General features: G+C 67.4%; 18 protein-coding genes and 2 pseudogenes. 8 read left to right on the forward strand and 12 right to left on the reverse strand.

Going from position 1 to position 24,202, the window contains the following annotated elements:
• Nucleotides 1-6: 6 nt before the first annotated feature.
• Nucleotides 7-1,202 (reverse strand): IS3 family transposase gene (locus O7633_RS25910; protein ID WP_282323940.1). Its coding sequence is split into 2 segments (ribosomal slippage): nt 7-917 and nt 917-1,202, totalling 1,197 coding nucleotides; the frame shifts between segments, so codons are not numbered across the junction.
• Nucleotides 1,203-1,643: 441 nt separating this feature from the next.
• Between O7633_RS25910 and O7633_RS25915 the strand changes: the two genes are divergently transcribed.
• The 5 genes and pseudogenes from O7633_RS25915 to O7633_RS25935 all read left to right on the forward strand — a co-directional run.
• Nucleotides 1,644-2,507 (forward strand): DUF2637 domain-containing protein, encoded by an 864-nt coding sequence (locus O7633_RS25915; protein ID WP_282324250.1) that lies wholly within the window; start codon nt 1,644-1,646, stop codon nt 2,505-2,507.
• 17 nt (nt 2,508-2,524) lie between these two features.
• Nucleotides 2,525-2,923 carry a hypothetical protein gene (locus tag O7633_RS25920; protein WP_282324251.1) on the forward strand — a complete coding sequence of 133 codons (399 nt, stop codon included), beginning with the start codon at nt 2,525-2,527 and terminating at the stop codon, nt 2,921-2,923.
• Nucleotides 2,920-4,395 carry a site-specific integrase gene (locus O7633_RS25925; RefSeq protein WP_282324253.1) on the forward strand — a complete coding sequence of 492 codons (1,476 nt, stop codon included), beginning with the start codon at nt 2,920-2,922 and terminating at the stop codon, nt 4,393-4,395. Before O7633_RS25920 ends, O7633_RS25925 begins: the two co-directional genes overlap by 4 nt.
• Before the next feature lie 623 nt (nt 4,396-5,018).
• Nucleotides 5,019-5,162 carry a hypothetical protein gene (locus O7633_RS25930; RefSeq protein WP_282324254.1) on the forward strand — a complete coding sequence of 48 codons (144 nt, stop codon included), beginning with the start codon at nt 5,019-5,021 and terminating at the stop codon, nt 5,160-5,162.
• Nucleotides 5,163-5,376: 214 nt separating this feature from the next.
• Nucleotides 5,377-5,746, forward strand: a pseudogene (locus tag O7633_RS25935) (IS701 family transposase); the annotation flags it as partial.
• Nucleotides 5,747-6,424: 678 nt separating this feature from the next.
• Here O7633_RS25935 and O7633_RS25940 read toward each other — a convergent pair.
• The 5 genes from O7633_RS25940 to O7633_RS25960 form a co-directional block, all read right to left on the reverse strand.
• Entirely contained in the window at nt 6,425-8,278 is a 1,854-nt protein-coding gene (locus tag O7633_RS25940; RefSeq protein ID WP_282324255.1) for an AAA family ATPase, read from the reverse strand.
• A gap of 435 nt (nt 8,279-8,713) precedes the next feature.
• Nucleotides 8,714-9,583 (reverse strand): HNH endonuclease, encoded by an 870-nt coding sequence (locus tag O7633_RS25945; protein WP_282324256.1) that lies wholly within the window; start codon nt 9,581-9,583, stop codon nt 8,714-8,716.
• 69 nt (nt 9,584-9,652) lie between these two features.
• Complete coding sequence (locus O7633_RS25950) at nt 9,653-10,585, reverse strand: hypothetical protein (RefSeq protein ID WP_282324257.1); 933 nt, start codon at nt 10,583-10,585, stop codon at nt 9,653-9,655.
• Between the two features lie 145 nt (nt 10,586-10,730).
• Nucleotides 10,731-14,222 carry a DEAD/DEAH box helicase gene (locus O7633_RS25955; RefSeq protein WP_282324258.1) on the reverse strand — a complete coding sequence of 1,164 codons (3,492 nt, stop codon included), beginning with the start codon at nt 14,220-14,222 and terminating at the stop codon, nt 10,731-10,733.
• Nucleotides 14,212-14,937: a Hachiman antiphage defense system protein HamA gene (locus O7633_RS25960; RefSeq protein WP_282324260.1), complete on the reverse strand. Its 726-nt coding sequence runs from the start codon at nt 14,935-14,937 to the stop codon at nt 14,212-14,214. The genes O7633_RS25955 and O7633_RS25960 overlap by 11 nt, the downstream gene beginning before the upstream one ends.
• Before the next feature lie 347 nt (nt 14,938-15,284).
• Between O7633_RS25960 and O7633_RS25965 the strand changes: the two genes are divergently transcribed.
• Both O7633_RS25965 and O7633_RS25970 read left to right on the forward strand, forming a co-directional pair.
• The gene (locus tag O7633_RS25965) at nt 15,285-16,388 is read left to right on the forward strand and encodes an XRE family transcriptional regulator (RefSeq protein WP_282324261.1); all 1,104 of its coding nucleotides are present in this window, start codon (nt 15,285-15,287) and stop codon (nt 16,386-16,388) included.
• Complete coding sequence (locus O7633_RS25970) at nt 16,385-17,560, forward strand: hypothetical protein (RefSeq protein ID WP_282324262.1); 1,176 nt, start codon at nt 16,385-16,387, stop codon at nt 17,558-17,560. Before O7633_RS25965 ends, O7633_RS25970 begins: the two co-directional genes overlap by 4 nt.
• Here the strand turns inward: O7633_RS25970 and O7633_RS25975 are convergent.
• Complete coding sequence (locus tag O7633_RS25975) at nt 17,529-18,152, reverse strand: hypothetical protein (protein WP_282324263.1); 624 nt, start codon at nt 18,150-18,152, stop codon at nt 17,529-17,531. The genes O7633_RS25970 and O7633_RS25975 overlap by 32 nt on opposite strands.
• Before the next feature lie 701 nt (nt 18,153-18,853).
• Here O7633_RS25975 and O7633_RS25980 point away from each other — a divergent pair.
• Nucleotides 18,854-19,207, forward strand: a complete 354-nt coding sequence (locus tag O7633_RS25980; protein WP_282324264.1) for a hypothetical protein — start codon at nt 18,854-18,856, stop codon at nt 19,205-19,207.
• A gap of 67 nt (nt 19,208-19,274) precedes the next feature.
• On the opposite strand, the gene O7633_RS25985 is transcribed toward O7633_RS25980, so the two are convergent.
• The 5 genes and pseudogenes from O7633_RS25985 to O7633_RS26005 all read right to left on the reverse strand — a co-directional run bounded on the left by O7633_RS25985 (nt 19,275) and on the right by O7633_RS26005 (nt 24,201).
• Nucleotides 19,275-20,470 (reverse strand): IS3 family transposase gene (locus tag O7633_RS25985; RefSeq protein ID WP_282323940.1). Its coding sequence is split into 2 segments (ribosomal slippage): nt 19,275-20,185 and nt 20,185-20,470, totalling 1,197 coding nucleotides; the frame shifts between segments, so codons are not numbered across the junction.
• 509 nt (nt 20,471-20,979) lie between these two features.
• Nucleotides 20,980-21,546, reverse strand: a complete 567-nt coding sequence (locus O7633_RS25990) for a hypothetical protein (RefSeq protein WP_282324265.1) — start codon at nt 21,544-21,546, stop codon at nt 20,980-20,982.
• 242 nt (nt 21,547-21,788) lie between these two features.
• Nucleotides 21,789-22,880, reverse strand: a pseudogene (locus O7633_RS25995) (protein kinase); the annotation flags it as partial.
• 71 nt (nt 22,881-22,951) lie between these two features.
• Nucleotides 22,952-23,371 (reverse strand): hypothetical protein, encoded by a 420-nt coding sequence (locus O7633_RS26000; RefSeq protein ID WP_043960814.1) that lies wholly within the window; start codon nt 23,369-23,371, stop codon nt 22,952-22,954.
• Complete coding sequence (locus tag O7633_RS26005; protein ID WP_229406985.1) at nt 23,368-24,201, reverse strand: IS5 family transposase; 834 nt, start codon at nt 24,199-24,201, stop codon at nt 23,368-23,370. The genes O7633_RS26000 and O7633_RS26005 overlap by 4 nt, the downstream gene beginning before the upstream one ends.
• Between the last annotated feature and the right edge of the window lies 1 nt (nt 24,202).

Raw genomic sequence — 24,202 nt, forward strand, 5'->3', positions numbered from 1 at the left:
CGGGGTTTATGCGGCTGGGGCGAGCGTAGCTGGCGTCGGCCGGGTGTTCTTCTCGTAGGTGATCGGTGGTTGTTGTCCGAGGCGGGAGTGGCGTCGGACGGTGTTGTAGCGGTGCATCCAGCGGAACGTGGTCAGGCGTGCTTCGCGTTCGTCGGTGAAGGCGCGGCGGCCTTGCAGGGTCTCGCGTTTGAAGGTGGCGTTGAACGACTCCGCGGCGGCGTTGTCGGCGGAGCTGCCGACAGCGCTCATCGACTGTCGGACCCCTGCCGCCGTGCAGGCTGCGGCAAAGGCCCGGGAGGTGTACTGGGCTCCGTGGTCGGTGTGCATGATCGCCCCGTGCAGGCTGCCCCGGGTGCGCCGGGCGGCGTGCAGGGCGTTGATGACCAGGTCGGTGCGCATGTGATCGGCGATGGCCCAGCCCGCGAGGCGCCGGGAGTGCAGGTCCAGGACGGTGGCCAGGTAGAGGAAGCCACGGTCACCGACTGGTAGGTAGGTGATGTCGCCGACGTAGCGCTGGTTCGGTTGCCCGGCGGTGAAGTCCCGGCCGATCAGGTCCGGCGCCTTCGCCGCGGCCGGGTCCGGCACCGTCGTACGAGTTCGTCGGCGCAGTCGCAGTCCCTGCACGCCGAAGCGGCGCATCACCCGGGCGACCCGTTTACGGTTGATCGCCAGACCGGCGTCGCGGAGTTCGGCGGTGACCCGTGGTGCTCCGTAGGTGCCGTCGTGTTCGGCGTGCACCGCCCGGATCCGGCCCACGAGAGCGACGTCCGCGGCATGGCGGGCGGCCCGCGCTTCGGCGGTCGAGCGCCAGTAGTAGAAGCTCGAACGGGACACCCCGATAGCCGTGCACAACCGCTTCACGCCGTAGCGCGCCTGGTGGTCGGCGACGAACTGGAAGCGGTTCACCAGCGCGTCTCCCCGGCGAAATACCGGGCCGCCTTCCGCAGGATGTCCCGTTCCTCCTCCAACTCCCGGACCCTGCGTCGCAACGCCGCGTTCTCGTCCTCCACCGACCCGGCCGCCGGTGCCGCCGGCCCCGCCGTCACGCCCCGACGCTGATCGTCGGCGCGGACCCAACTGCGCAACGTCTCCCGATTGACCCCGAGATCATCAGCGACCTGCGCGATCGTCGCCCCCGGCCGAGACCGGTACAACGCGACCGCGTCGGCCTTGAACTCGGCGGGGTAGTGCTTCATCACCATCTGTCAGGGACTCCTGATCTCCCCGGACCACCACGATCCAAGGCTCAAGTGTCCAGGACCAGGGGGAAACTCCCCCCTTCATCGTGCGGTCGGCATGTGCGACGACGATGGCCCCGGGGTCGTTCTGTCACTGGACTGTCAGCGTCTCACCGGGGGCTGCTGACAGACCGGCGACAGCACCGAGCAGCCCTGACAGCGAGCCGGCGAAGGTATCGTCCCGGTCTCCGCGTGGCCGGTCTGCGGACCGGCCACGGACCGGGCCATCCACGCTCCTGGTCCGGCACGCCGGGACCGTCCGTCCCCTGGTCCGGTCCGCACCTTCGGGTGGACCGGGCGTGGTGGTGGTCCGGCCGGGGGAGGTGGGCGACCACGACCGCACCCGGTGACCCGGACGCCGGTCCGGGACGGAATCCGGCAGAGGGAGCTGTCCAGGTCGTGATCATGTTGGCGATTGGTGGGGCGGCGGGTGCGGCCAGCTTCACCCACGTCCACAACGTCGCCGCCGCGCATGGTCAGCCGGGGTGGTTGGCGTGGGCGGACGCGATCGTGCTGGAGCTGATGTCCATCGCCTCCGGCCTGGAACTGCGCCGCCGCAAACGGGCACAGGTCTCAACAGTGTTCCCGGCGGCGGTGTTGGCCTGCGCGGTGACCCTGTCGCTCGCGGCGCAGGTCGTGGAGGCCGAACCGTCACCGATCGGCTGGACCGCCGCGGCCGTGCCCGCGCTCGGCTTCCTCGTCATGGTCAAGATCGCCCTCGGCTACACCAACACCCCACCCCAACCCACACCAGCCGGCACGAACCCGTCCACCACCCGACCAGCGGACCAGCCCACCGCCACCGCAAGCCAGCTTCCGGCGGACCGCACCGACGCCCAACCCACCCTGCCGACCACAGACCGGCGTCTGCCCGCGCGGACCGTCCACCACCCCACCAATCACCCGGACGCCGGACCGGGCCACTCCCGGACCGGGGGACCGGTCCGCCGACACCGGCCGTCCCGGCGCGGACCGACCACCCACCCCACCGACACCGAAGCCCTGCTCCTGGTCGCCAGACGCGCCCAGGAGGACCTCGCCGCCGAAGGCCGGCCGCTCACCCGCGCCGCCCTGGCCACCGCACTGCGCGCCACCGGCCACACCGTGTCCAACACCCGCGCGTCACAACTACTGAAGATCCTCAAAGCCGACCAGGCCCCACCAGCCCCACCCACCGATCAGCAGACTCCCGAACCCGCGGACCGCAGCACCCCGCCGACACCACCAGAACCCGCCACCGCGCGTGCCTCTGCATCGCTTCTACCGTAGTCAGGAGACCCCAACCTGTGAACGCCCACACCACTCCAGACCCCCACACCCAACCGGCCGGCCCCCACACGCCCACCAACGTGCCGTGGACCGTCGAGCGGATCCGCGCGCTCGGTGCCGCCACCACCCTGCCCACCGCCGCAGCCGTCCTCGGTATCAGCCGGTCCCAGGCCTACCGGCTCGCCGCCACCGACACCTTCCCCACACCACTGATCCGCGCCGGCACCCGCATCATCGTCCCCGTCACCGGCCTCCTCCAGCTCCTCCTCATCGACCAGCCTGCCCCGGATCCCGACGTCAGCCGGCGACTTGATCCCGCCGTGGTGTCGAGCGTGGATGCATCGACCCCGCCACCAGCGGACTACACCCACCACCGCTGGCGGCACCACGTCGAGCACCCCGGAGACAACGGATGAAAGGCTCCACGTTCAAACGCTGCGGCTGCCGCGACACCGCGACGGGCCGGCGGCTGGGACGTTCCTGCCCCGATCTGCGCCGGCCTGGCGGCGGCTGGTCCCGCAACCACGGCCAATGGCACTGGCAGATCGACCTACCCGCCCGCGCCAACGGCACCCGCCGCACACTGCGCCACGGCCCCTACCCCACCCAAACCGACGCCGACACCACCCTCGACCGCATCCGCGCCGCCCTCGCCGTCCCCGACCCCACCGACCCCCACGTCATGGTCAAAACCGGCGACCTCATCGAAACCGCCGTCAAGACCGGCGCACCCGTCCCCGCCCCCGACCAGGTCCGCCGCACCCTGCACCTCGACATCACCCCCACCGAACTGCCCACCATGGCCGAGTACCTCACCGACTGGCTCGCCGGCCGCCAGAACATCAAGAAGGGCACCGTCCGCTCCTACGAAGGACACATCCGCCTCTACCTCATCCCGCACCTCGGGCACCTACGCATCGACCGGCTCCGCCCCGGCCACATCGACGCCATGTACGAGGCCATCGCCGAACGCAACACCACCATCGCCACCCTGCGCGCCAGCCGCGACCCGGCGAAACGCGACCAGGTCAAGAACCAGCGGGTCGTCGGACCGAGGACCATGCACCTCATCCACGCAACCCTCCGCAAGGCCCTCAACGACGCGATGCGCCGCCACCGCTACCTCGACATCAACCCCGCCCTCCTGGTCGAGCTACCCGCCGCCCGAGTACCCAAGCCCACTGTCTGGACCGACCAACGCGTCAAAACCTGGCGCGACACCGGCAAGACCCCGAGTCCGGTCATGATCTGGACCCCCGAACACACCGGACGGTTCCTCGACCACACCCACGACGCCGGCGACCGCCTCTACGCCCTCTACCACCTCATCACCTTCACCGGCCTACGCCGAGGCGAAGCATGCGGACTGCACTGGGACGACCTCGACCTCGACGCCGCCACCCTCACCGTCCGCTGGCAACTCGTCCAACACGGCTGGGCCACCACCATCGACACCCCCAAAACCACCGACAGCGAAGCCACCATCGCCCTCGACACCGAAACCATCACCGTCCTCCGCACCCACCGCGCCCAACAGAACCGCGAACGCCTCGCCGCCGGAGCAGCCTGGACCAAAACCGGACTCGTCTTCACCACCCCCACCGGCGAGCGGCTCCACCCCGCCGACGTCACCGACCACTTCCACCACCTCGCCACCCAAGCCGGACTACCACCCATCCGACTCCACGACCTCCGCCACGGCGCCGCCACCATGGGCCTCGCCGCCGGCATCCACATGAAAGTCATCTCCAACCGACTACGCCACTCCAACCCACACTTCACCGCCACCTTCTACGGCGCCGTCCTACCCGAACTCTCACACGCCGCCGCAGAAGCAACCGCATCAGTCGTCCCGCGACGGCGTGGCTCGACGACAAGGCCGGCGTAGACCGGTACGACCCCGCGCATGCGGTCATCACCCAGATTCTCCAGGCCCTCTCAAACGACGGAGACACGGTGTGTGGCGCACGAGCGCGCCACACACCGCGGCGATCCATGGCTGCGCCGACTTGGGCATCTTCGCCAGCCCAGTGCGCAGGTAGCGGGGCCGGCAGCGCTGCCACGACGCACCGGGCAGGGCCTCCTACGACCGGCCGCTGGGTGCTGACGGCCTCACCTGGCGGCAGCTCGGCGACTGGTGGACCGACCACGCCGACCTGGCACACCTGCCTGAGCGAGAGGTCTGGAACAACCTGCACGACCGGCTGGAGCGCTCGCTGGGCGGCAACCCCGGCGAACGCCAGATCCTGGACGCGTACAAGAGGCGCTACCGGCGCCTCGGCCCGACATCGCAGCCCTGATCCCGCAGGTCTACCTGCACTACGACCCCTACCACCAGGCCCGCTACGGTACGAACACCCCGCCGCTGACTCGCCAGCGGATGGACTTCCTCCTGCTGCTGCCCCACCGGATCCGGGTGGTGATCGAGTGGGACGGGGCGCAGCACTACGCCGACGACGACGTGCTGCCAACCGGCGCCGGTACGCGAACCCGAGCCGCTATGCCGAGACGATGGCCGAGGGCCGGGCACTGCGGCTGCGTGGCTACGAGATCTACCGGTTCGGCGGTCACGAACTGGACGAGCCTGGCATCGAGCAGCGCCTCGACCAGTTCTTCGACGACCTCGCTCGGCGCTACGCACTCCCGGCCGGATAGTCCGCCTGGTCATCGGGCGTGGGGACCACGGCGGGAAGCCAGGGCGGCGTTGAGGACCTCCACCACGCGCTGCGCCGGCACCTTCTCGATCGCGTGGCGCCACCGCGCCGGCGACCTGCTCGCGTGGCCCGGCCGCGCGCTCGACCGCAGGTCTCCACCGTGGTGGGCAGTTCCCGTCCTGACGTCCTCGCCACAATGCACCGGTCCTGGCGTGGAACGGCGCAGCTGCGGCGACGGCGCCAAAGGACAGCGACTCTACGACTGGGCCGTGGCCTCCTTAGCCGGCACGGTCGATGGATACGGCCTGGCTGCTCATCCGACGTAGCATCACCGACCCCACGGACCTGGCCTACTACCTGTGCTTCGGCCCCGCGGGCACCCTCGACGAGGATCTGATCCGCATCGCCGGGACTCGGTGGGCGATCGAGGAGTGCTTCCAGACCGCCAAGACTGAGGTCGGCCTGGATCACTACCAGGTGCGTCGGTACGACGCCTGGTACCGGCACATGACTCTCGTTCTGTGCGCCCACACCTACCTCACCGTCACCGCCGCCAACGTCAAAAGGGGGCGCCGAATCCGATGACGGCCTCATTCCTCTCACCCACGGTGAGATCCGCCGTCTTCTGGCACACCTGACCACCACGATCCGACCGTTCGACCACATACATCGATGGTCACGATGGCGATGCCGACATCAGTACCGCGTCGGAACCGTTCACTACCAGCGAAGAACCGACTTCACCAGATGCGGCTGAAGTGCTAAGCCCTGGCGGCGGAAGAACCCCTCGACACCATGATCAAAAGGCTTCTGCAGCTACTTAACACCCGGCGGGCCGTGCTCTACGTCGGCGACGCCGCCGATTTGAGGTGGCCTTCGTCGCGGATTCCTCAATCCTGTGCTGCCCCGCCTCGTAACATGGATCAGGAGACAAAACGTACCTGGCATGGCATTAAGTGTGATACGACTACAAAGGGTGTGCGTTCATGCGTCCGTCCGGCCGTGATGTGTGGCGGTGACCGATAGAAATCGTCGTACCCCCGTGGCACAGTGGGATCAGGCGCGCGGGTGAGGAGGAAGTCTCGTGCAAGTCCTCAACCAGCATGGACAGCCGACATCACCTAACGGCTGCCGATGGTGTGGCATAGCTGAACGCGATCACGTCCAGCTATGGACCGAAGGCCGCGGATGGCACGGCTGGGAGGCACCGACGCCCGCGCAACGGCGGGTGCGGATGCTAGCCCGCCGCGCCGAACAGACGGGTCACTCGTCGAGTGCGGCGAGCGCAGTGATCTTGGCGAAGATCTCCTGAATCTTCGGAGGGACCTCGGATGCGTCCTGGAGGCTGCGCACGAGGCCTGCCATGGTGGCTGGTTTCCCGCTGGGCCCGGTATCGCTGTTGACCCGGAAAGCATCCTCTAGCGCCGCGCTGAACTTTGGGCCGCTACGCAGCTCGGCGATGTCGGCTGCCCTCCAGGGGCGGCCGTCGGTACGCCTCCAGAGTGTGTTGCCGGCGTGCGCCCATTGTTCGTCGGAGAACTCGTGCTCGAACTCGTTGCCAGGGTCGCCGAGCAGGTGGACGTGCTCGCGCTTCACCAGCCCGGCGTTCGCCAGCCTTGTTTCGCTGTAGAACTTCTTGCCGTACACGTCGCCGTCGACGACGAAGGCGACACGTCTGCCGTGCCTGACGAGGTGACCGGCGAAGATGATCGCGCCCTCATCCTTGTTGCACGGCACCAGAACGATGCCTGCGGACTGCAGGGTCCGTCCGGTGACCAGGCGGAAGAGCACCGGGAAAGCTACCATTTCGGTGTCTCCCTCGACGCCGAGGAAGAACCGTTCGTGAAGCAGGATCGTGTTACGTAAGCCGAGAGCTGCGGCGATCTGCATCAGGTGCCGGCTTTGCATGTCGTGGGCATCTGAGGTGAGGATGCTGTCGATCTCGGTTCGGTTGTTCGTCTGCAGCCGCAGGTGGACGATGTCGCCGGGCTCGGCGCCGTCGATGAGGTTCATCGAGTGAGTAGCGACGACCACCCCGATGTGCTCGTTAGCGCTCTGCTCGCGGATGACCTTCATGATGCGACGTTGTTGCAGGTAGTCCAGATGGGTGTCCGGTTCGTCGTAGATGACGATGCAGTCGTGCGGCCCGCTTTCACCGGCCGCTTCGGCGTCAGGTCCCGGCGTGTTCAGCGTGTCGCGCAGTGCGTCGCTGGCCCATTCCCAGACGGCGAGGCTGACCCGTCGGGCCCGTCCGGCGCCGGAGCGACCGACGCCGACGCCCTCACCGTCGGCGGTTGCCAGATTCAGATGTGTGGCTTTCAGGACCTTGGTGAAGCTGATCTCGGGCTCCACCTCGACCGAGGTCAACTCGTCGCATCGTGCCTTGATGTGGTCGACCAGGCCCTGCGCGTCCTGACGAACTCGCGCGCTCAGTTCCTGCTGCAGGACGGTGACCTGCTCACTGAGCTTAGGATCTTCCAAGTGCTGCTGGAATCGGGCGTTGAGCGCTGATCGGACAGCGGACTCGGCTGACTCGTGATCGCCGAAACGCAGCACCCGAGGCAGGGCATCGCGTACCTGTGCCGGCAGGGGAACCCAGTCTCTGACCGTCGGCTCTCCCTTGGCGAAGTCCTCCAGCACTTGCACGATGTCTTCCTTACGGGTCTTGCCCTGTAAGTCGACCAAGTTCTCCCTGGCAAGACGCCGAAGCTCATCCAGCTTCTTACCTGCCAACCCGCGCAAGGACTCGTCCTCGGCAACGTCAAGCTCAACCGATGCCTCGACCTTGCCGGACGGGAACCGCCCGCGACGCACTCGCACACGGGAAGGCAGGGCAAGGGTGTTCTGCTCGTGAACGGAGAGTTGGAACTCACCCGTGACGATCGTTTCCTCGACCCGTCGCCGGGCCGGCGAGTCTGAGGAACCGGGCTGCGTGTCGAGGTACGTGCGATCCTCGTCCGAAAGTGTGTACGCGCCCAGCAGGAACGACAGGGCGTCGAGGAATGCTGTCTTCCCGCTGTCGTTGTGGCCAACCAAGATCATCGGCTGGCTGATCTCAAGAGGGCCGATGTCGGCGAGGCTCCGGAAGCCCTGCACTCGGATCGTTGCAAGACGCACGTATTGACTCCAGCTTTCTACAAGTTCCGCCAGGGAGCGAGCACTACGCCAACCGTTGTGGTAACGCTCGGCGACTATCGCCACTGGGCCCCACAACATACCCCGGCAGCGATGAGCTGCCCGTCAACGACTCGCGGGCCACCAGCATGACCTCCTACAGCGGCGGCGACTATCCACCAAGCCTGTCCGTCAGTTGCTCATCGAGGTCGGCTCTGGGACGCCGCCACGAGCCGCGCCCAGCCGAAGACCAGGATGAACTCAGGCTGACTACGGTCCGTGCTGCGGACATCGCTGTCACCGACCGCGAATACCGCAGTGGCCTGAGCTGCCGCGTGGGCCCACGACCGCAGGCCCAGGGCCGGCGACGCAGCGCCGAGGGACAAGGCGATCGTCTCGAAGCCGGTGGTAACTCCGGCGCGGCCGACGACATCGAACTTACCCTGCCTGGTTCCGGTGAGTCCGTTGCGGCGGCGGCTCGGGACGGACGGAGGCGACCGTGCCTTTCACCGAAGTGCCGACCCGGACTTCATGGGTGAGGCGCCCGGTCGGTGCTGGCATGGCTTCGCCGCCTGTTGATGACAGGGAGACGAACACGCGGCCCGCGAGGAGGACGCCCGGGAGCGGTCCGGTTTCGAGCTGGATTTCGGCCAGCATCACGGATTCCTCGGTGATCGGATCTCCCCAGTGCCGCAGCACGGTCAGTCCGTGGGCGATCGCGCTGACGGGTACGTCGGCCTTGCGCTTGGCGTTGCGTACGGCCATGAGTTCGGCCCGTATGCGGTCGGCTGGTTCGCCTTCGGGTATGCCGGCGTTGAGGCACACGGCGAGGTACATCGACTTGAGAAGTGCGAGACGCCATCGGTTCTCGTTCGGTGGTGAGACCTCCAGAGTGACGTCCCCGGCGGCCAGGATCTCGCAGATGGCGGGATCGACGCGTCCTTCGGGAAGGAGAACGAACTGCCTGTTCGGTGACCATCGCACGAGTAGCCGGCCTGTCTGCCGCTTGCCTCGGACCGTGTCCGCCTCGAACGACGGCATCGTCAAAGCGCCGTCGTACCAGTCGATGAGGTCGGCTTCGACGAGGCTTCCGAATCCGTGGTTGCACCGGTCGCACGTGCGGGTCATCTTCGTGCCGCCGAGCCGTTGCGGCGGTACGTGCTCCTCGGTCGTGGCGGCGTCACCGCAGATCGGGCAGCGGTCGAAAGAGCGGGGGCGCAGCACCTTGATCAGCCTGAGCGGCGCCGTCTCCGTCGGTCCTGGCGGCTCATCCCCGAAATCGAGTGGGGCCTCTCCGGCCCGGTCCACGGACATCGCCTCTGGTGGCCGCTTACGCACGAGGGCAGCCCTTCCTCGACTGGGAAGCGCGGGCGGGCATCAGACGGCCGAGGTGATCGCCGCAGTGATCTGGTCGAGTCCCTGCTGCGCCAGCTGGCGCGCCTCCTCGCTCGCCGCGTCGGTCGCGATCGGGAACAGGAAGCCCTTGACAGTCGTTGCTAGCCGGCGCAGTTTCCCCGGCTCGGGCTGGTCCTGCTGAGCCTCGGCCAGCACCTCGTTCGCGGCGTCTTCGATATCCTGCTGTTCCTGCGGCTTGAGTCCGTAGGCGGGAAGTTGTCCGAGGATGGTAGCGACTGCTTCCGCGAGCGGCTGGAACTCCGGCGCCACCTGGTGGGCGATGTCCTGGTGTTGGGACACGTCGCGGTTGCCCCACGCCCACTGCCCGCCCTGGGTGTTTCCATGGAACACAGGCCCGTGGTTGATTGTCGGACCGTATCCGCGTTGGTCACGCAGGTATGCCGCCACGTTGCTCTTCCAGTCCGTCACACAGTCGATTCCGTCGGTGGTGATCTCAGCCTGCACCGGTCCACGGATCTCGGCGACACTGACGCCGTTGATCAGTCCCTTGTCGGACAGGTACTCGGCCGCATCCTGAATCTCCACCGTGGAGAACCGGGTCGCCTCCCAAAGTGAGCCGTCGGCCTGCCCGAACTCATCGGTGACCGGCATGTGTACCTGGGTGATGCGTTGACGGTAGAACCAGCTCAGCAAGGCCGACCGGCACGTACGCGCTCGCGATGCTGGGTCCGCCCGCCGACGGCGGCGCTCCAAGACATCGGCGATGCCGTACGCGGTGAGGACAGCGCACGGGTTACCCATGCCCGTGCCCTCGTCGCTGAGGAGGCCTTCGTCGCGGCAGTACCAGAGCAGCGTGAACGCCCCATCAAGGTCGACACCGACACTCTCGGTGAACTCCGTGATGGCGGTGTTTTCGGTGGAGGTGCCGTTCGCCTTGTCGTAGACCCAGTCCATGAGTTGATCCCGGAACGCGATAGCCTCGACCATTGCTAGTTCCCCTCACGTTGGGTAATGGGCGGTAGGAGATAGTACGGCTCGCCACCGACAGAACCATTGGAGATCGTTCTCGAGTAGACGACTGTCGCGGGCCGCGCGTGTCTCACGCGGAGGCGCCCGACGGCAGGAACAGATCGCTGGGTCCGCGGTAGTGCAGCCGGATTCCGGTGCCGGCTGGTGGCCGCTGGCCGCGAAGCACGCCGTGCCGGTGCGGGGCGAGGTCTACGGCGGCTTCGCCCAGCAGATCGAATCCGGTGGACCAGATCGCGATTCTTGCTCGTCCGGCATCGGTGATGCGCAGCCACGTCCCGGGTGCGGGTACAGTCGCGTACCAGGTGACCTCCGGGATCGCGACGCTTTGTGGCAGCCATCGACGCGACCGGCGGGTCCGGGAGGGGTTCGCGAACCTTTCCCACGCCGCCCGGGATTCCGGGGTCGGCCAGTGCGGGTCAGAGGCCAGCCAGGGGTCCAGGTCATCGATCCACTGGTGCATGCCGGCCACCGAGTCGAAGGTGGCGTCGGAGTCGGTCACCGCCACGATGGCAGCGAGGCGGTAGTCAAAGCCGGAGCGGATGAGGATGGCGGCCGAGGGGTGGAAGGTTCCTGTTTCGATCGCGGTCACCGCGCTGCCCAGCAGGGCACCGGCGTCGGGGTTGTTCTGGGCGGCTTCGTAGACCCGGGCGGCTTCCAAGCCCCACACCAGGCTGTAGATCAGGTCGGTTTCGATGAACTGTGCGATCTGGACGCGGTCGCCGGCCACGTCGGCGAGGGCGGTGCCTTGCACCCAGTGGCGGATCACGTAGTCTCGGTTGGCGAGCGGGTTTTTCGGCGCGAACTTCTCCATCGCGAACACGATGTCGGCGATCTGGACGATCAGGTCGGCGGCCTGTTCGTGGTCGTCGCCGATGAGCGCGGTTTCGGCCTGACCGGCCAGGGCGACGATGCGCCCGGAGACCTGCGAGAGTTCGGTGCCGGCTTGCGCGCCCAGCCCGGCCAAGTACCAGCCACGACGTTGTGAGCTGGTGGCGGTCTGCCACAGGTGCCGGGTTCGGCGGACGACGAGCTCGCGCAGCGCGGCCTGCCATGGCTGGTTGTAGCGGCGCAGTTGCCGCTCGAATAGCGAGTCACGCAGACCGTCGGCCAGGATTTGCGTTGCCGCGTCGGCGACCGTGTCCTGGTCTGCTTCGCCGACGATGCTCAGGATGCTGAGGTCGAGCAGCGCGAGGTTGTCCCGCCAGGCTGCTGCGGCGGCACCTTCGTCTGTGCCGGGTGTGTGCACCGGCAGTGCCCAGTCCGGGCCGCCGGTCACATAGCTGAGCAGCGGTTCGATGGCGGAGATCCCGTGAGTTTCGGCCATCTGCCTCAGAAGGGCGATGCCGATGCCGATGAGTCCTGATTGCAGTGGTCGGCCGCTGTCACCCTGCGTGAGCTCGTGCCACTCCTGGCGGCGCCAAGCAGCGGGTTGGAACAGCGGATACAGGACGAGGCCCTCGGTATCGACGAAGGCCCGGCCGGCGCGGCCAATCACGTTCGCGAACTCGGCACCGTTCAGCAGGTCCTGGCCGCGGCGTATCCCGTGGAACAACACCGCCGAGGCGGACAGGTTCAGGCCCTGGGCCAGTGTCGGAGAGGCGATGGTCACTTTCAGGATCTTGCGCTGCAGGAGCCGCTCGATCTCGCGCCGGAAGGGGCCGGGCAGGGCGCCGTGGTGAATGGCCACGCCGAGCTGCAGGCACCGCAGGATGGGATGGTCGGCGCCGAACCACTCGGCACCGACGGCTAGCGCGTCGCTGAGGTCGACGTCGGGCGGCAGCACCGAGGCGACGAGACCCCGGTAGTGCAGCTCGATGATCGTTTCCGCGTACTTCTCGACGGTGTTGCGCTGCGGGCAGAAGACCAGGACGGTCTGGCCCTCCTCGACGAGCCGCCACCCGGTGGCGATGACGTGTTCGCGCTGGCTGGACGGGAACTTTCGGCGGAATGGCCGGCGCGGTGTCCTGGCTTCGAAGTAGCGCGGAATGAACGACTGCTCCGGACCGAGCGTGATCTCCAGCCGGGCATGGTCGCCGCGCCATTCGACCAGGCCGAAGCGTTGCTGGGTGGGCCGCCACTGCTCGCGGTGCAGGCCGTCCGGCTCGTCGTCGGTGATCCACGCGACGAAGTCGTCGAGGTCGCTGCCGGAGGGGAACACCGCTGACAGACACAGGATGCGACGCAGGTCGGCATCGGATCGGCGCAGCAACCGCTGGATCTGGGCCTCGTAGCGGACTTCGCGCTCGGTGGCTCCGATCATGTGGCCCTCGTCCAGCACGACTAGGCCGACATCGTCGAGGACGGATGGGTCGCAGCGCAGCGCGAAGTCCAGCTTCTCGGGGGTCGCGACGACGATCTCGCTGGAGCGCAGGGTGTCCTCGTCGACGTTGCTGGCGCCCATGCTGCCGTAGAGCGACGAGACGCGGATGCCCAGCGGGGTGAAGGTGCGGGTCAGCACCTGTTCGGTTTGCGCGGACAGGGCCCGCAGCGGAGTGATGTAGACCGTCCGGCGTCCACGGGCCAGGCACGCCAGGATCGCCAGCTCGGCGATGCGGGTCTTGCCGGCGCTGGTCGGGAGCGCGACGACGAGATCGTGCAGGTTCTGGAAGATCCGGTTGACGACGTGCAGTTGGGACGGCCACAGGTCGATCTCGGCACGGTCGCGGGCCAGCAGCGAGGTGACGAATGTGTCCCGCAGCTCGCGCCACCGTTCGAGCCGATCGGCGGCCCCTGGCGGCGGGGCCTGCGGGATTGTGGCTTCCAGGCTGGTGTCGAATAGGCCGCCGAGCAGGTGCCGGGTGAGGCGGTAGATCCACCAGGGCCCGGGTGCGCGCACGTCGGAGGACGCTTGCTCGCCCAGGAGCAGATCCCGCAGGGCGGCGGCGAACAGGTCCCGGTCGCCGATCTCGATCGCGAACAGCGCCGCCGAGAGCGCGGAGAGGTAGTTCTCGCTCAGCAGGAGGTTCACGGGGCCGACCTGGTCCGGTGTGGCGGCCTCGGCTGCGTCGTCGTCCCCGCCGGTGAACGCCGCGAGCAGGGCCTCGTCGGTGGCCTGGGGAGACTGCCGCAACTGCCGGGTACGGCGTTCGATGGCACCTAGGTCTCGCATGATTAGGTCCGCCAGGGTCTGCTCCATCGGCGTTGAGCGGGCGGACCCGCGACTGGCCTGGATGAGCGAGTACGCGCGGGCGGCGTAGCCGCCCAGGTGGCTGGCCGCACCGGCGACTAGGCCATGGAAGACCAGATCCGGGTCGGGTGCCGCGTTGCGGGTAGCGGCCTCGATCGCGTACGAGCTCTGGATGAATCCCCGCTGGGCGACGACGATCTGCTCGGGCAGCACATTGCTGGCCTCCATCAGCAGTAGGCTGGTGGACAGCAGAGCGTATCCGTAGTTGAGCAGGTCAGCGTCCAGGAAGGCACTGAACGGGGGTGCGCCCGGGGGCAGGACCCCGGCCCGGCGAATCACCGACTGGGCCTGTCCACGGGCCAGGAGCCGGCCGCGGAAGCCGGCGTCGGTGGCCACCGTCAGCCGGGCAGCCAACTCCTGTGGCTCACGCGCCATCGGCGATCACCATCTCGTAGGTATCCCAGATAAACTCCTGGTGCTGCTGGACCCGTACGGTGATCGTCAGCTGCCGCACCCGGCCGGAGTACGCCTGAAGATCCGCGGCCACCTGGCTGCTGGGATCGCTGCTGGTGAGCAGGAACATCAGGTGACGGACCCGGTCCGGACGGACCCCGTTGTTGACCAGCAAATCGTAAATGGCGTGGCCTAGGTCGTCGTCGGCTGTCGACAGGAGCCGGTCGGCGAACTGGGTCAGCGAGTGCGGCGAGGGCAGCTCGTCGTTGCGGGCCAAGCCCTCGCGGGCCTCGGTGATGGTAGGTTTGCCGAGTTTGGTCCGGCTCTTGGCCTCGGCCTTGGCGATGACGGGTGCACCGTCGGTGTGCCGTTTCGCCCCGAGGGCGTCGTCGCCTCGCATCGCCCACTGCTGATGATCACGGTGGATGAGCCGGCTTGGCCCCACTACGTACCCGGCCTCCTCGCGCAGGTAGGCGGTCGCCAGAATCTCGCCCATGTCCCCAGAGCGGGCGGCCTTCTCAGTGGGCAGCTTGTTACGCAGGTACTTAGCCAGAGCGTCCTTCTCTAGCCGCTGCGCCATCGCCGTCAGGGCCGCAGACGGTGCGTACACGGCCGGCAGCGCTGCAGCAAGAGTGGCAACCCCGATGCTGTCGTCGAACGACTCGACCAGCCCGGCGTGGTGCTGGCCAGTGGGCACGGGTGTCCCCACCGTGCACCAGCTCCGAAAGTTAGCCGTGTCCACCAGCGTCCGCGTCCCTTCTCGTGTCGCACCTGAGTGGACGAACTGTATCGAGCAGGCATCTCTGGCAGCACCCTGTCCGGGGCACACCCCCCGGCCGGACATGGCCGCGCGACGCCAGCTCGGCAGCCACACCGGTCCCTGCGCTGGGTCTCGGAGCATGTTCAACCCACCAGGGAGTTCGGCGGGCAGCCGGCGACCCCGAACAGCAGGGCGAATAATTTCTAGCGCTTTCCTGAGGGCGTAGGTTGTGGTTCAGGTTTCAGGGTGGTTACTGTGGTCGACGGCGAGAGGTGGTGAGATGGATGGCCGAGCTGTTGGTCGCAGACCCGGGGATGCTCATTCAGGCGCGCGAGTCTCGCGGACTGCGCCAGAACGAGGTAGCCCAGGCCATGTCGAAGCACCTCGGGATGACGGTCTCGCAGGCGTACGTCAGCAAGGCTGAAGCGGGACGCGTGAGCGTCTCCGGCGAGCGCCTGGAGGCGTTCTCGACCGCGCTGGGATACCCGGTCGCCGTGCTCTGCGATGCTCCCGACGAGGAAGGTGTCGGTGTCGGCCTGATTCACCACCGGAAGCGGGCATCCCTGGGCGCTCCGGCTCTGCGGCGCATTCACAACCAGCTGAAGTTCGGGCGACGTCAGACTGCGCCACTGCTTGCTGCAGCGGGAGATCAGCAGCACCGCTTCCGTCGGCACGAACTCGCTGAGGACGAGTCTCCCGAGGAGATCGCGCAGCTGGTGCGTCGAGAGTGGAGTCTGGGCGACGGTCCGATACCTGACGTGGTCGCCGTCCTTGAGGGTGCCGGCGCCGTCGTCCTTATTCGGGACCTCGGCACCCGGGAACTCGATGCGGTCAGCGCCTGGCCCAGCGAGGGCATCCCGCTGTTTCTCGTGAACGTCGCGGCGTCCACTGATCGCGCTCGTTTCAGTCTCGCTCATGAGCTGGGGCATGTGATCATGCATCACGTTCCAGGTGGCACGACGGCGCAGGAGAAGCAGGCCGACATGTTCGCCAGTGAGTTTCTGATGCCGGCCAGGAGCATCCGCGAACAATTGCGTCAAGGCGTCGATGTCAACCGCCTCATGCAGCTGAAACCCAGATGGGGGACTTCGATGGCGGCGCTAGCCCGACGCGCGCTCGATGTGAATGCTCTGAGTGACTGGCAGTACCGCAATCTCGCGGTCGAGTTGTCGATGTTGGGCTACAAGACGCGCGAGCCGGTTTCTCTGGAACCTGAGAGTGCATCGATGATCTTTGATGTTGTGCAGGTCCTAGTCCGCGACCGAGGCGCCACTGTGGAGGAGTTGGCGGCTACAGTCGGACTGTTCCCCGATGAGTTCCAACAGCTATACCTGGCACCGCCGTCACACGGACGCCTTCGGGGCGCCGCCAGAAGAGGTGAGAGATGACGCATGACCCTGTGCCGCCGTCGTCACGACGGCCGGCTTGGGACGCCACAGCCGAACTGACCACGGCTGCGGAGCAAGCTACGAAGGGTCGCATCTTCCTGTTGACCAGGCCGAAGGGCACCTGGGCCGTGCCCCAGTACCTCGACCCGACCATCACCGGGTTCGCTCTCTGCGGCCCTCAGGGCGAGCAGCGTATCGGCGAGCTCTCCGGGCGTCGCCGCCTGCCAGTGGTGGCCGACCTCGCCTACTACGAGAAGACACTGGCCACCCCTGAGACGCCGATGCTGTTCCCGGAGACCCTGTTCGGTCGTGACGGCTTCTTCGATGACATGCGGGCACGAACGGACTCAGCGATTTTCACGCCTACCGCATACGTCGAGGCCGGTGAGCCGGCCGCGCTTAAGGCCATCCGTTCCGCAGCTCAGGAGGTAACCCGCACCGACGTGGTCATCGTGGTGCCGCTGGACGTGACCTGGCTGCGCGACAACAAGATCGATCAGCTCATCGCGATCCTCAAGACGATCCCTCACCCGATTGCGCTCGTCCTCGGCGGCCAGTACAATCCGACCGACTCCTACGCCGACATCATGAGGAACCTGCGGCGTGTCTACCAGGAGATCGGCCGCGTTGGACCGTGGCGGACCGACCCGGTGACGGCTTTGGATGCGATGGCGCAGGGCGGGATGTTCGCCGGCATCGGGTCCTCGGGAAGCCTGCGGCACCTCGTACCCCCCGGTCAGCCCACGAAGATCACGAACCGGTTCAAGCCGTCAGTATTCATCCTGGAACTGCTGCATTTCTTCCGGGCCGACACCCTGGCGCAACGGTGGGCGAACGTGGATCCGTTGTCCTGTTGGTGCACGGTATGCGCGGGCCGAGGGCTCGACCGATTCGACAGCCATGACACGGGGGTTGACACTGAGGCGCGCGCTCACAACGCCGCCTCGTGGTCGGCGCTCTGGGCGCACATGCAAGCCCTACCGACCGGCACGGAGCGGCAGCGGTGGCTGGCCGAGCGGATCCGGCTCGCGCACCTGGCCTACGAGGCGGAGAACGAGCGCATCCAGCAGGCGAACGCCTTCAAGCCCTCCAAGACGTTGCAGCGCCTTGCGAAGTTGATGGAAGGAACCCATCCGAGCGTCATCGCAGGTGTCGGTAAGCCTGCTCGGTGAAGAGCCATCCAGCGGCGGTAAACCGTCGCTGGTTGAAGGGCGCCGGCGGCACTAGCACCTCGCCCCGTTCGGAGGGCCCGACCATCACTCCGACGCCGAACCGACGCGACTCTCGGACCATGGTGTCGACGTCCAGGGGAGTGCGCCGCAGCCACATCATCCGGGCGGTGAACGGGGCGAACCTGCCAGCACGTTCCAGGCCGGCTCGCCAGCGCGTCGCCGGCACCACTGCCAGATCGACCCGTGCCGGACGGACAGCCAACCGCTCGGCGGCTCCTGCGGCAATTCGAACGGAACCTTGGGGCATCTGGCGTAGCGTACGTTGATCACAATGAGACAGCGAGGAGACCGGCACAGGCCATCCGACCGGCATTGACATCAGCAGCTCAAGGTGATCAGAGGACAGCAGCACCCCCAGGCCGTCACGTTGCCGACGATCATGCTCTGCCTCATCGACGCGATGAGCGATGAGAACGTCACTGCCGAACATCTGCAGGAGGGACCAGTCCCGATCGCCTGGAACAAAGTCGGCGACCTGGCGCGATGCCAGCTGGACCGTGTCCGTACACATGTCCTGCAGCGCGCTACTCACATGATCACCCGTCTGCGTCCGCCTGATTGAAGCGTTCCACGCACCTTGTCCCGTACTGGGCAGATGTCATGATCGCCAGTATTTCTACCACCGATGTGGCGCTGGAGTCACCTGTCGGACGAGGGCGAAGCAATTGGCTCCGGCGGGTCAACCGGTCACCTGCGGACCGCCCACGCCCGCTAGCACGATAGCTGGCCCATGGCCGCAGCAGGCCAAGGTCGAGACATAAAACTCCGGGCAGATTGTGAGGCGCCCGACAAAGGGCAGGGACGCGGCGTGCGGGTGGTGGACAGTCGGTGACGGTCCGGCCGACCGTTTCCGAGTAGCCGGCGGTGCGGGACAGTCTCCACATGCCGGTGGCGGGTGTCTAGTGCCGTGGCCACGAATGTTCACGGTGTTGGGTGACACGCCGTCCCGGCCTGTCGGCTGGGCGGGGTCGTGGCGGTCAGGCTGTGGCGGTGGCAGAACCCGTTCGCGTTCGGCGGCTCAGTGACCAGGAGGGTCAGCAGCTGCTGAGGATCACTCGTAGAGGTACCGGCTCGCCGATCCGCTTTCGGCGGGCGATGGTCGTGCTCGCCTCGGCCGGTGGGAACACGGTGCCGTCGATCGCCCGTGGTTGCGTCCACGGGAGTGGTGTACGACTTGCCTGTGTTGGGCGTGTCGCGTAGATGAGAGACGGCCATCGCGTCGATCCACTCAGCGTGGTGATGAACCTGACTGTCACGCACCGGATCGGGTTGCGGCATGGGCCGCTCACCAGCGACAGCGCAGCACGCCTGCGCCGCGTTCTGTTCGAGGACTCGGTAAGGGCTGAGCAGCCCACCGACCCGCGGATCTCGCCTGCGGCAGTCACGCGCGAAGCGATGGAGACCGGCATTCGAGCTGTCGCGGCGAGCAGCCTGAAACGCGGGGGGCTGACCCTGCATCACGCCACCGCTGACCCGGATGCCGTCATCAGCCTCCTTGCCCAACGCTACGGCTTTTGGGACGACGACATCCCCCACGACGACCCGTTCAGCGGTGCGCTGACACTGCGGAGCGCCGAGCGAGCGTGAACACACGACTGGTTCGCGGATCCTGTCGGCGTTGTCGGGGCTTGACCCCTGATCCTGGACACGGGGTTTATGCGGCTGGGGCGAGCGTAGCTGGCGTCGGCCGGGTGTTCTTCTCGTAGGTGATCGGTGGTTGTTGTCCGAGGCGGGAGTGGCGTCGGACGGTGTTGTAGCGGTGCATCCAGCGGAACGTGGTCAGGCGTGCTTCGCGTTCGTCGGTGAAGGCGCGGCGGCCTTGCAGGGTCTCGCGTTTGAAGGTGGCGTTGAACGACTCCGCGGCGGCGTTGTCGGCGGAGCTGCCGACAGCGCTCATCGACTGTCGGACCCCTGCCGCCGTGCAGGCTGCGGCAAAGGCCCGGGAGGTGTACTGGGCTCCGTGGTCGGTGTGCATGATCGCCCCGTGCAGGCTGCCCCGGGTGCGCCGGGCGGCGTGCAGGGCGTTGATGACCAGGTCGGTGCGCATGTGATCGGCGATGGCCCAGCCCGCGAGGCGCCGGGAGTGCAGGTCCAGGACGGTGGCCAGGTAGAGGAAGCCACGGTCACCGACTGGTAGGTAGGTGATGTCGCCGACGTAGCGCTGGTTCGGTTGCCCGGCGGTGAAGTCCCGGCCGATCAGGTCCGGCGCCTTCGCCGCGGCCGGGTCCGGCACCGTCGTACGAGTTCGTCGGCGCAGTCGCAGTCCCTGCACGCCGAAGCGGCGCATCACCCGGGCGACCCGTTTACGGTTGATCGCCAGACCGGCGTCGCGGAGTTCGGCGGTGACCCGTGGTGCTCCGTAGGTGCCGTCGTGTTCGGCGTGCACCGCCCGGATCCGGCCCACGAGAGCGACGTCCGCGGCATGGCGGGCGGCCCGCGCTTCGGCGGTCGAGCGCCAGTAGTAGAAGCTCGAACGGGACACCCCGATAGCCGTGCACAACCGCTTCACGCCGTAGCGCGCCTGGTGGTCGGCGACGAACTGGAAGCGGTTCACCAGCGCGTCTCCCCGGCGAAATACCGGGCCGCCTTCCGCAGGATGTCCCGTTCCTCCTCCAACTCCCGGACCCTGCGTCGCAACGCCGCGTTCTCGTCCTCCACCGACCCGGCCGCCGGTGCCGCCGGCCCCGCCGTCACGCCCCGACGCTGATCGTCGGCGCGGACCCAACTGCGCAACGTCTCCCGATTGACCCCGAGATCATCAGCGACCTGCGCGATCGTCGCCCCCGGCCGAGACCGGTACAACGCGACCGCGTCGGCCTTGAACTCGGCGGGGTAGTGCTTCATCACCATCTGTCAGGGACTCCTGATCTCCCCGGACCACCACGATCCAAGGCTCAAGTGTCCAGGACCAGGGGGAAACTCCCGTCCGTGGACTCCGCGCTCGGATTCCTGCCATCACAAGGTCGGGATCGGACTGGCTCTGCAGCCGCCATCGACCTGTTCGGGCTGGGTCAACGTGCGTTCATCGTGCATCCGACACGGCTCGGATCGGGGCGTCCGGCTCGCCAGCGGCCAGCTGCAGGGCGGCAGGCTGGCCGCGCTAGTGCAGGCCGCAGACCAGGTGAGTCAGTGTTGCGGCGCAGCGCTGGCCGTCCTCGTTCGGGGCAACGCCCAGAGCCCACCGCCAGGGCAGCGGGAGATCCCAGATGTGGCCTGCGGTGCTGGCCCAGGCATCGACGGTGGTCCTGTGGGCGGAGCAATTTGCGCCCCATTCCGCTACCGGTGGTAGGCCGTCGGCAGGATCGGCGTCAGCGTCGGCAGCGAGGAAGCCGGCGAAGACGCGCAGCGGGCCGGAGTGGTCACGCCCCCATCGTCAGGAGAGTGTGCTCGTAGCCATCAAGCGGCAGGTCCCGATCGCAAAGCTGCATGACCCATTCTTGTGTGGTCGCCGATGCATGCTGTCCGCCGGGATCGGCGACGGCACCAGCGATGAAGCGCTGGGCGATGTGGCTGCCTGGGACACGCGGGAGATCGCCGATGTCGACCAGCTCGGTGAGTGCGCTTGGGGTGCTGAAGAAGACCCCCACCCGGTCAGGTGGGTCCGCGGCAGTCGACAGGCCGAGTTCCTCGGTGGCAAGGTTGCGCACGGCGGTGGGGACCGACAGCGTTCGTACCAGCCAACGGAACCAGAAATTGAGGTTGCTCGGTGGCCTTACGGCGCCGTGACGAGTTCGTGGCTCGATCGCGAGGACGAAGTCGGCGCACGCTGGGTCGCCGAACATCTGGACGGTCGGAAGCGGTGGTGGGTTGAACCTCGCCCAGGCTGTCGGTGCCTGGTTGTCATCCCCATCGCCTAGCACAGCGGCGAACGAAATCCGGCCATGCCCTTGGTACCTGCGCCACGTAAGGCCATCCACATGGGTCACGTCGGAGATGAGATCGCGAATCGGTGATTGACTGAGTGTGCGCAGCAGTGCCCGCGATACGTCGGAGGTGACTGGCGTCGTTGCCGACAGTGGACTGCACGCCAAGCGCATCGCGATGCGTATCTCCGGGGGGAGGTTCCCTGCCGCGAGTCGGGCGCTTGAGGCGGGGTGCGGGCTGCTGAGGTCTCGAATCCAAAGCAGCGCCGACCAGTCGCCTTGGTTTGGGGCGCGCCAAGTGCTGTTCATCCGCGGGCCGCCTCCATAATCGTCGCGGCCAGCAGCTCAACGATGACATCTGCCGTCAGCGGCGTGCGCTGGTGTATCCAGGTGTGGATGCCTTCCGCCTCGATCTGTGGGCGCTCGGCGAAGAACACGTTCTCGGCGAACCCTCGGGGTTGCCCCTGCTGCCTGGTAAGAGCGTGCGGCACAAATGAATCGAGATACCAGACCTGCTGGTCGCCGATGCTCTCGCACACGATGTTGCCCAGGCGTCGTCGTTGTCGATGTACGAACGCGAGCGCTTCGCCCGCGATGATCAGCGGCTCGGCGGCGGAGAGGGGTGGTTCGCGCAGCCACAGAGTGAGCACCAGACGCACCTCGTCGACCTCGAAGGCATGTGCGTGACCGTTGTCCTCCCAGCGCACGTCTGGGACCTCAGCCTGGGCATCCTCGGCGGCGCTCGCGCACAGGTCGGCCAGGTCCGCGAGGCCCTGGCGTCGAGCGTTGGCTCGCTCGACCGCGAGGCTGGTCAGATGTGCATCGGCGACCGTCTGTGCATGTTGACGCTGCTGAAAGGCCAGCGCGGCGTTCGCCAATCCACCCCCCGCTCGTATCCCGGTCGGCAGCGCGGCCAACGCGGCGCTGGCACTCTGTGGGCGGCGAGCCGGGTCCTTGTCGAGTAGGCGCAGCACCCATCGCGCCAGCGCTGGAGCGACCGGCAACGCCGGGATCGCGGCGCGCAGATGTTGGTCCTGAATCTCGTCCTGGGTTCCGACGAAGAGTTGCTGGCCGGTGCAGACCTCGTAGGCGACGCAGCCGAGTGCGTACAGGTCGCTCTTGTGGGTCGCGGGCTGACCCCGCCAGCGTTCCGGCGCGATGTACGGCCAGGTCCCGGCGTGCTGGAACGTCACGGTCGCCGTCCGCACGTCCAAGTCGCGGCTGATACCGAAGTCGGCGGTGCACCAGTGACCTTCGTAGAGCACGAGGTTAGCGGGCTTGAAATCGCGATGGACTACTCCGAGCGAGGAGAGCTCGGCCAGACCGCGGGTTGCGTCGTGGAGCACCGCCAACTGCTCGTCGTCGCCCAGACCTTCCGGGTGCAGGGCGAGGTGCTCTCTGAGAGGGTGGTTTGGGAGCCTTTGTCTGGTGTGGGCTTGGCGGTTCGTTGGAGGCCCTGCTGGTGGGGTTACGCCGAGGTCGTCGGCGGGGCCAGGGTGAACAGTCCGGCCTCGGGTTCGGTGAGGATCTGGCGGGCGACGAGGCGTTTGAGCTTGGCGCGGAGATTCTCGGTGTCCTTGGCGGTGGCGCCGGTGCCGAGGGCCTGGCAGATGTCCTTGGCGCGCATCGGCGCGGTCCCGGCGTGGAATACGGCAAGGATCTGTTGGTAGGCGGGGCTGGCGACGGTCGGATCAGCAGGTGCCGTCGTGTCGAGTGGGCCGCCCAGGCTCAGGAGCGTCTTGCGGGTGATGGCGAGTTCGGCGACCTCGGTCTCGGCTGCGGTGAGTTGCTCGTCGAGGGAGGCGATCTGGGTGCGGAGCCGCTCAACGGCAAGGACGGCGGCGGTTTCGCGTTCGGTGAGCAGGGTCAGCAGCGTCGGCTGGGTCACCGTTGGTAACGCCAAGACGTGGTGGCGGTGCCGGTCAACCGACGCACCAGGTTCGCCGTCGAGGCCCACCAGGTGCGGGACACCGCCGAGGCCGGTCGGCTTTCGTACTCGCGGACCAGGCGGCGGTGCAGCATCAGCGTGCCGTGGGTCTGCTCGACCACCCACCGGCGCTTCACCGGCACGAACCCGGCGGTCGTGTCGGACCGAAGGACCTGCTCGACGTCGATACCGTTAATCGCGCCGTGGATCTGCACGTCGTCCTTGAACCCGGCGTCGACCCACGCCTTGGTCACCGTCGGGGTGTGCGCGAGGACGTTGTCCAGCAGCCGGATGCCGATCGCGTTGTCGGTGACCGACGCCGCCGTGACCACCACGGCGATGATCAACCCGAGGGCGTCGACCGCGAGGCCCCGCTTCCGGCCTGGGACCTTCTTCGCGGCGTCCTTGCCGGTCGTCGCGGCCGGGACGTGGTTCGCCGCCCGGATCGACTGGGTATCCAACACCACCGCGGTCGGATCCTCCCGACGGCCGGCCTTCTCCCGCGCCTGACACCGCAGCAGATCATGAATCACCTGGTCGGTGCCGTCATCACGCCACAGGGCAAAGTAGTAGTAGGTGGCCGACTTCGGCGGCAGGTCGTGCGGCAGGTACGCCCACTGACACCCGGTCCGGTTCTGGTAGAAGATCGCGTTCACGATCTCCCGCAACTCGTACCGACCCTGATGCCCCGACACCGACGGGTGCCGGTCCTTCCACGCCTGCAGGAACGGCCCGACCACCGCCCACTGATCATCGTTCAGGTCGCTCGGATACGCCGCACGCTCACCCATG

Source organism: Micromonospora sp. WMMD712 (genome assembly GCF_029581295.1).
Lineage (GTDB): Bacteria > Actinomycetota > Actinomycetes > Mycobacteriales > Micromonosporaceae > Micromonospora > Micromonospora carbonacea.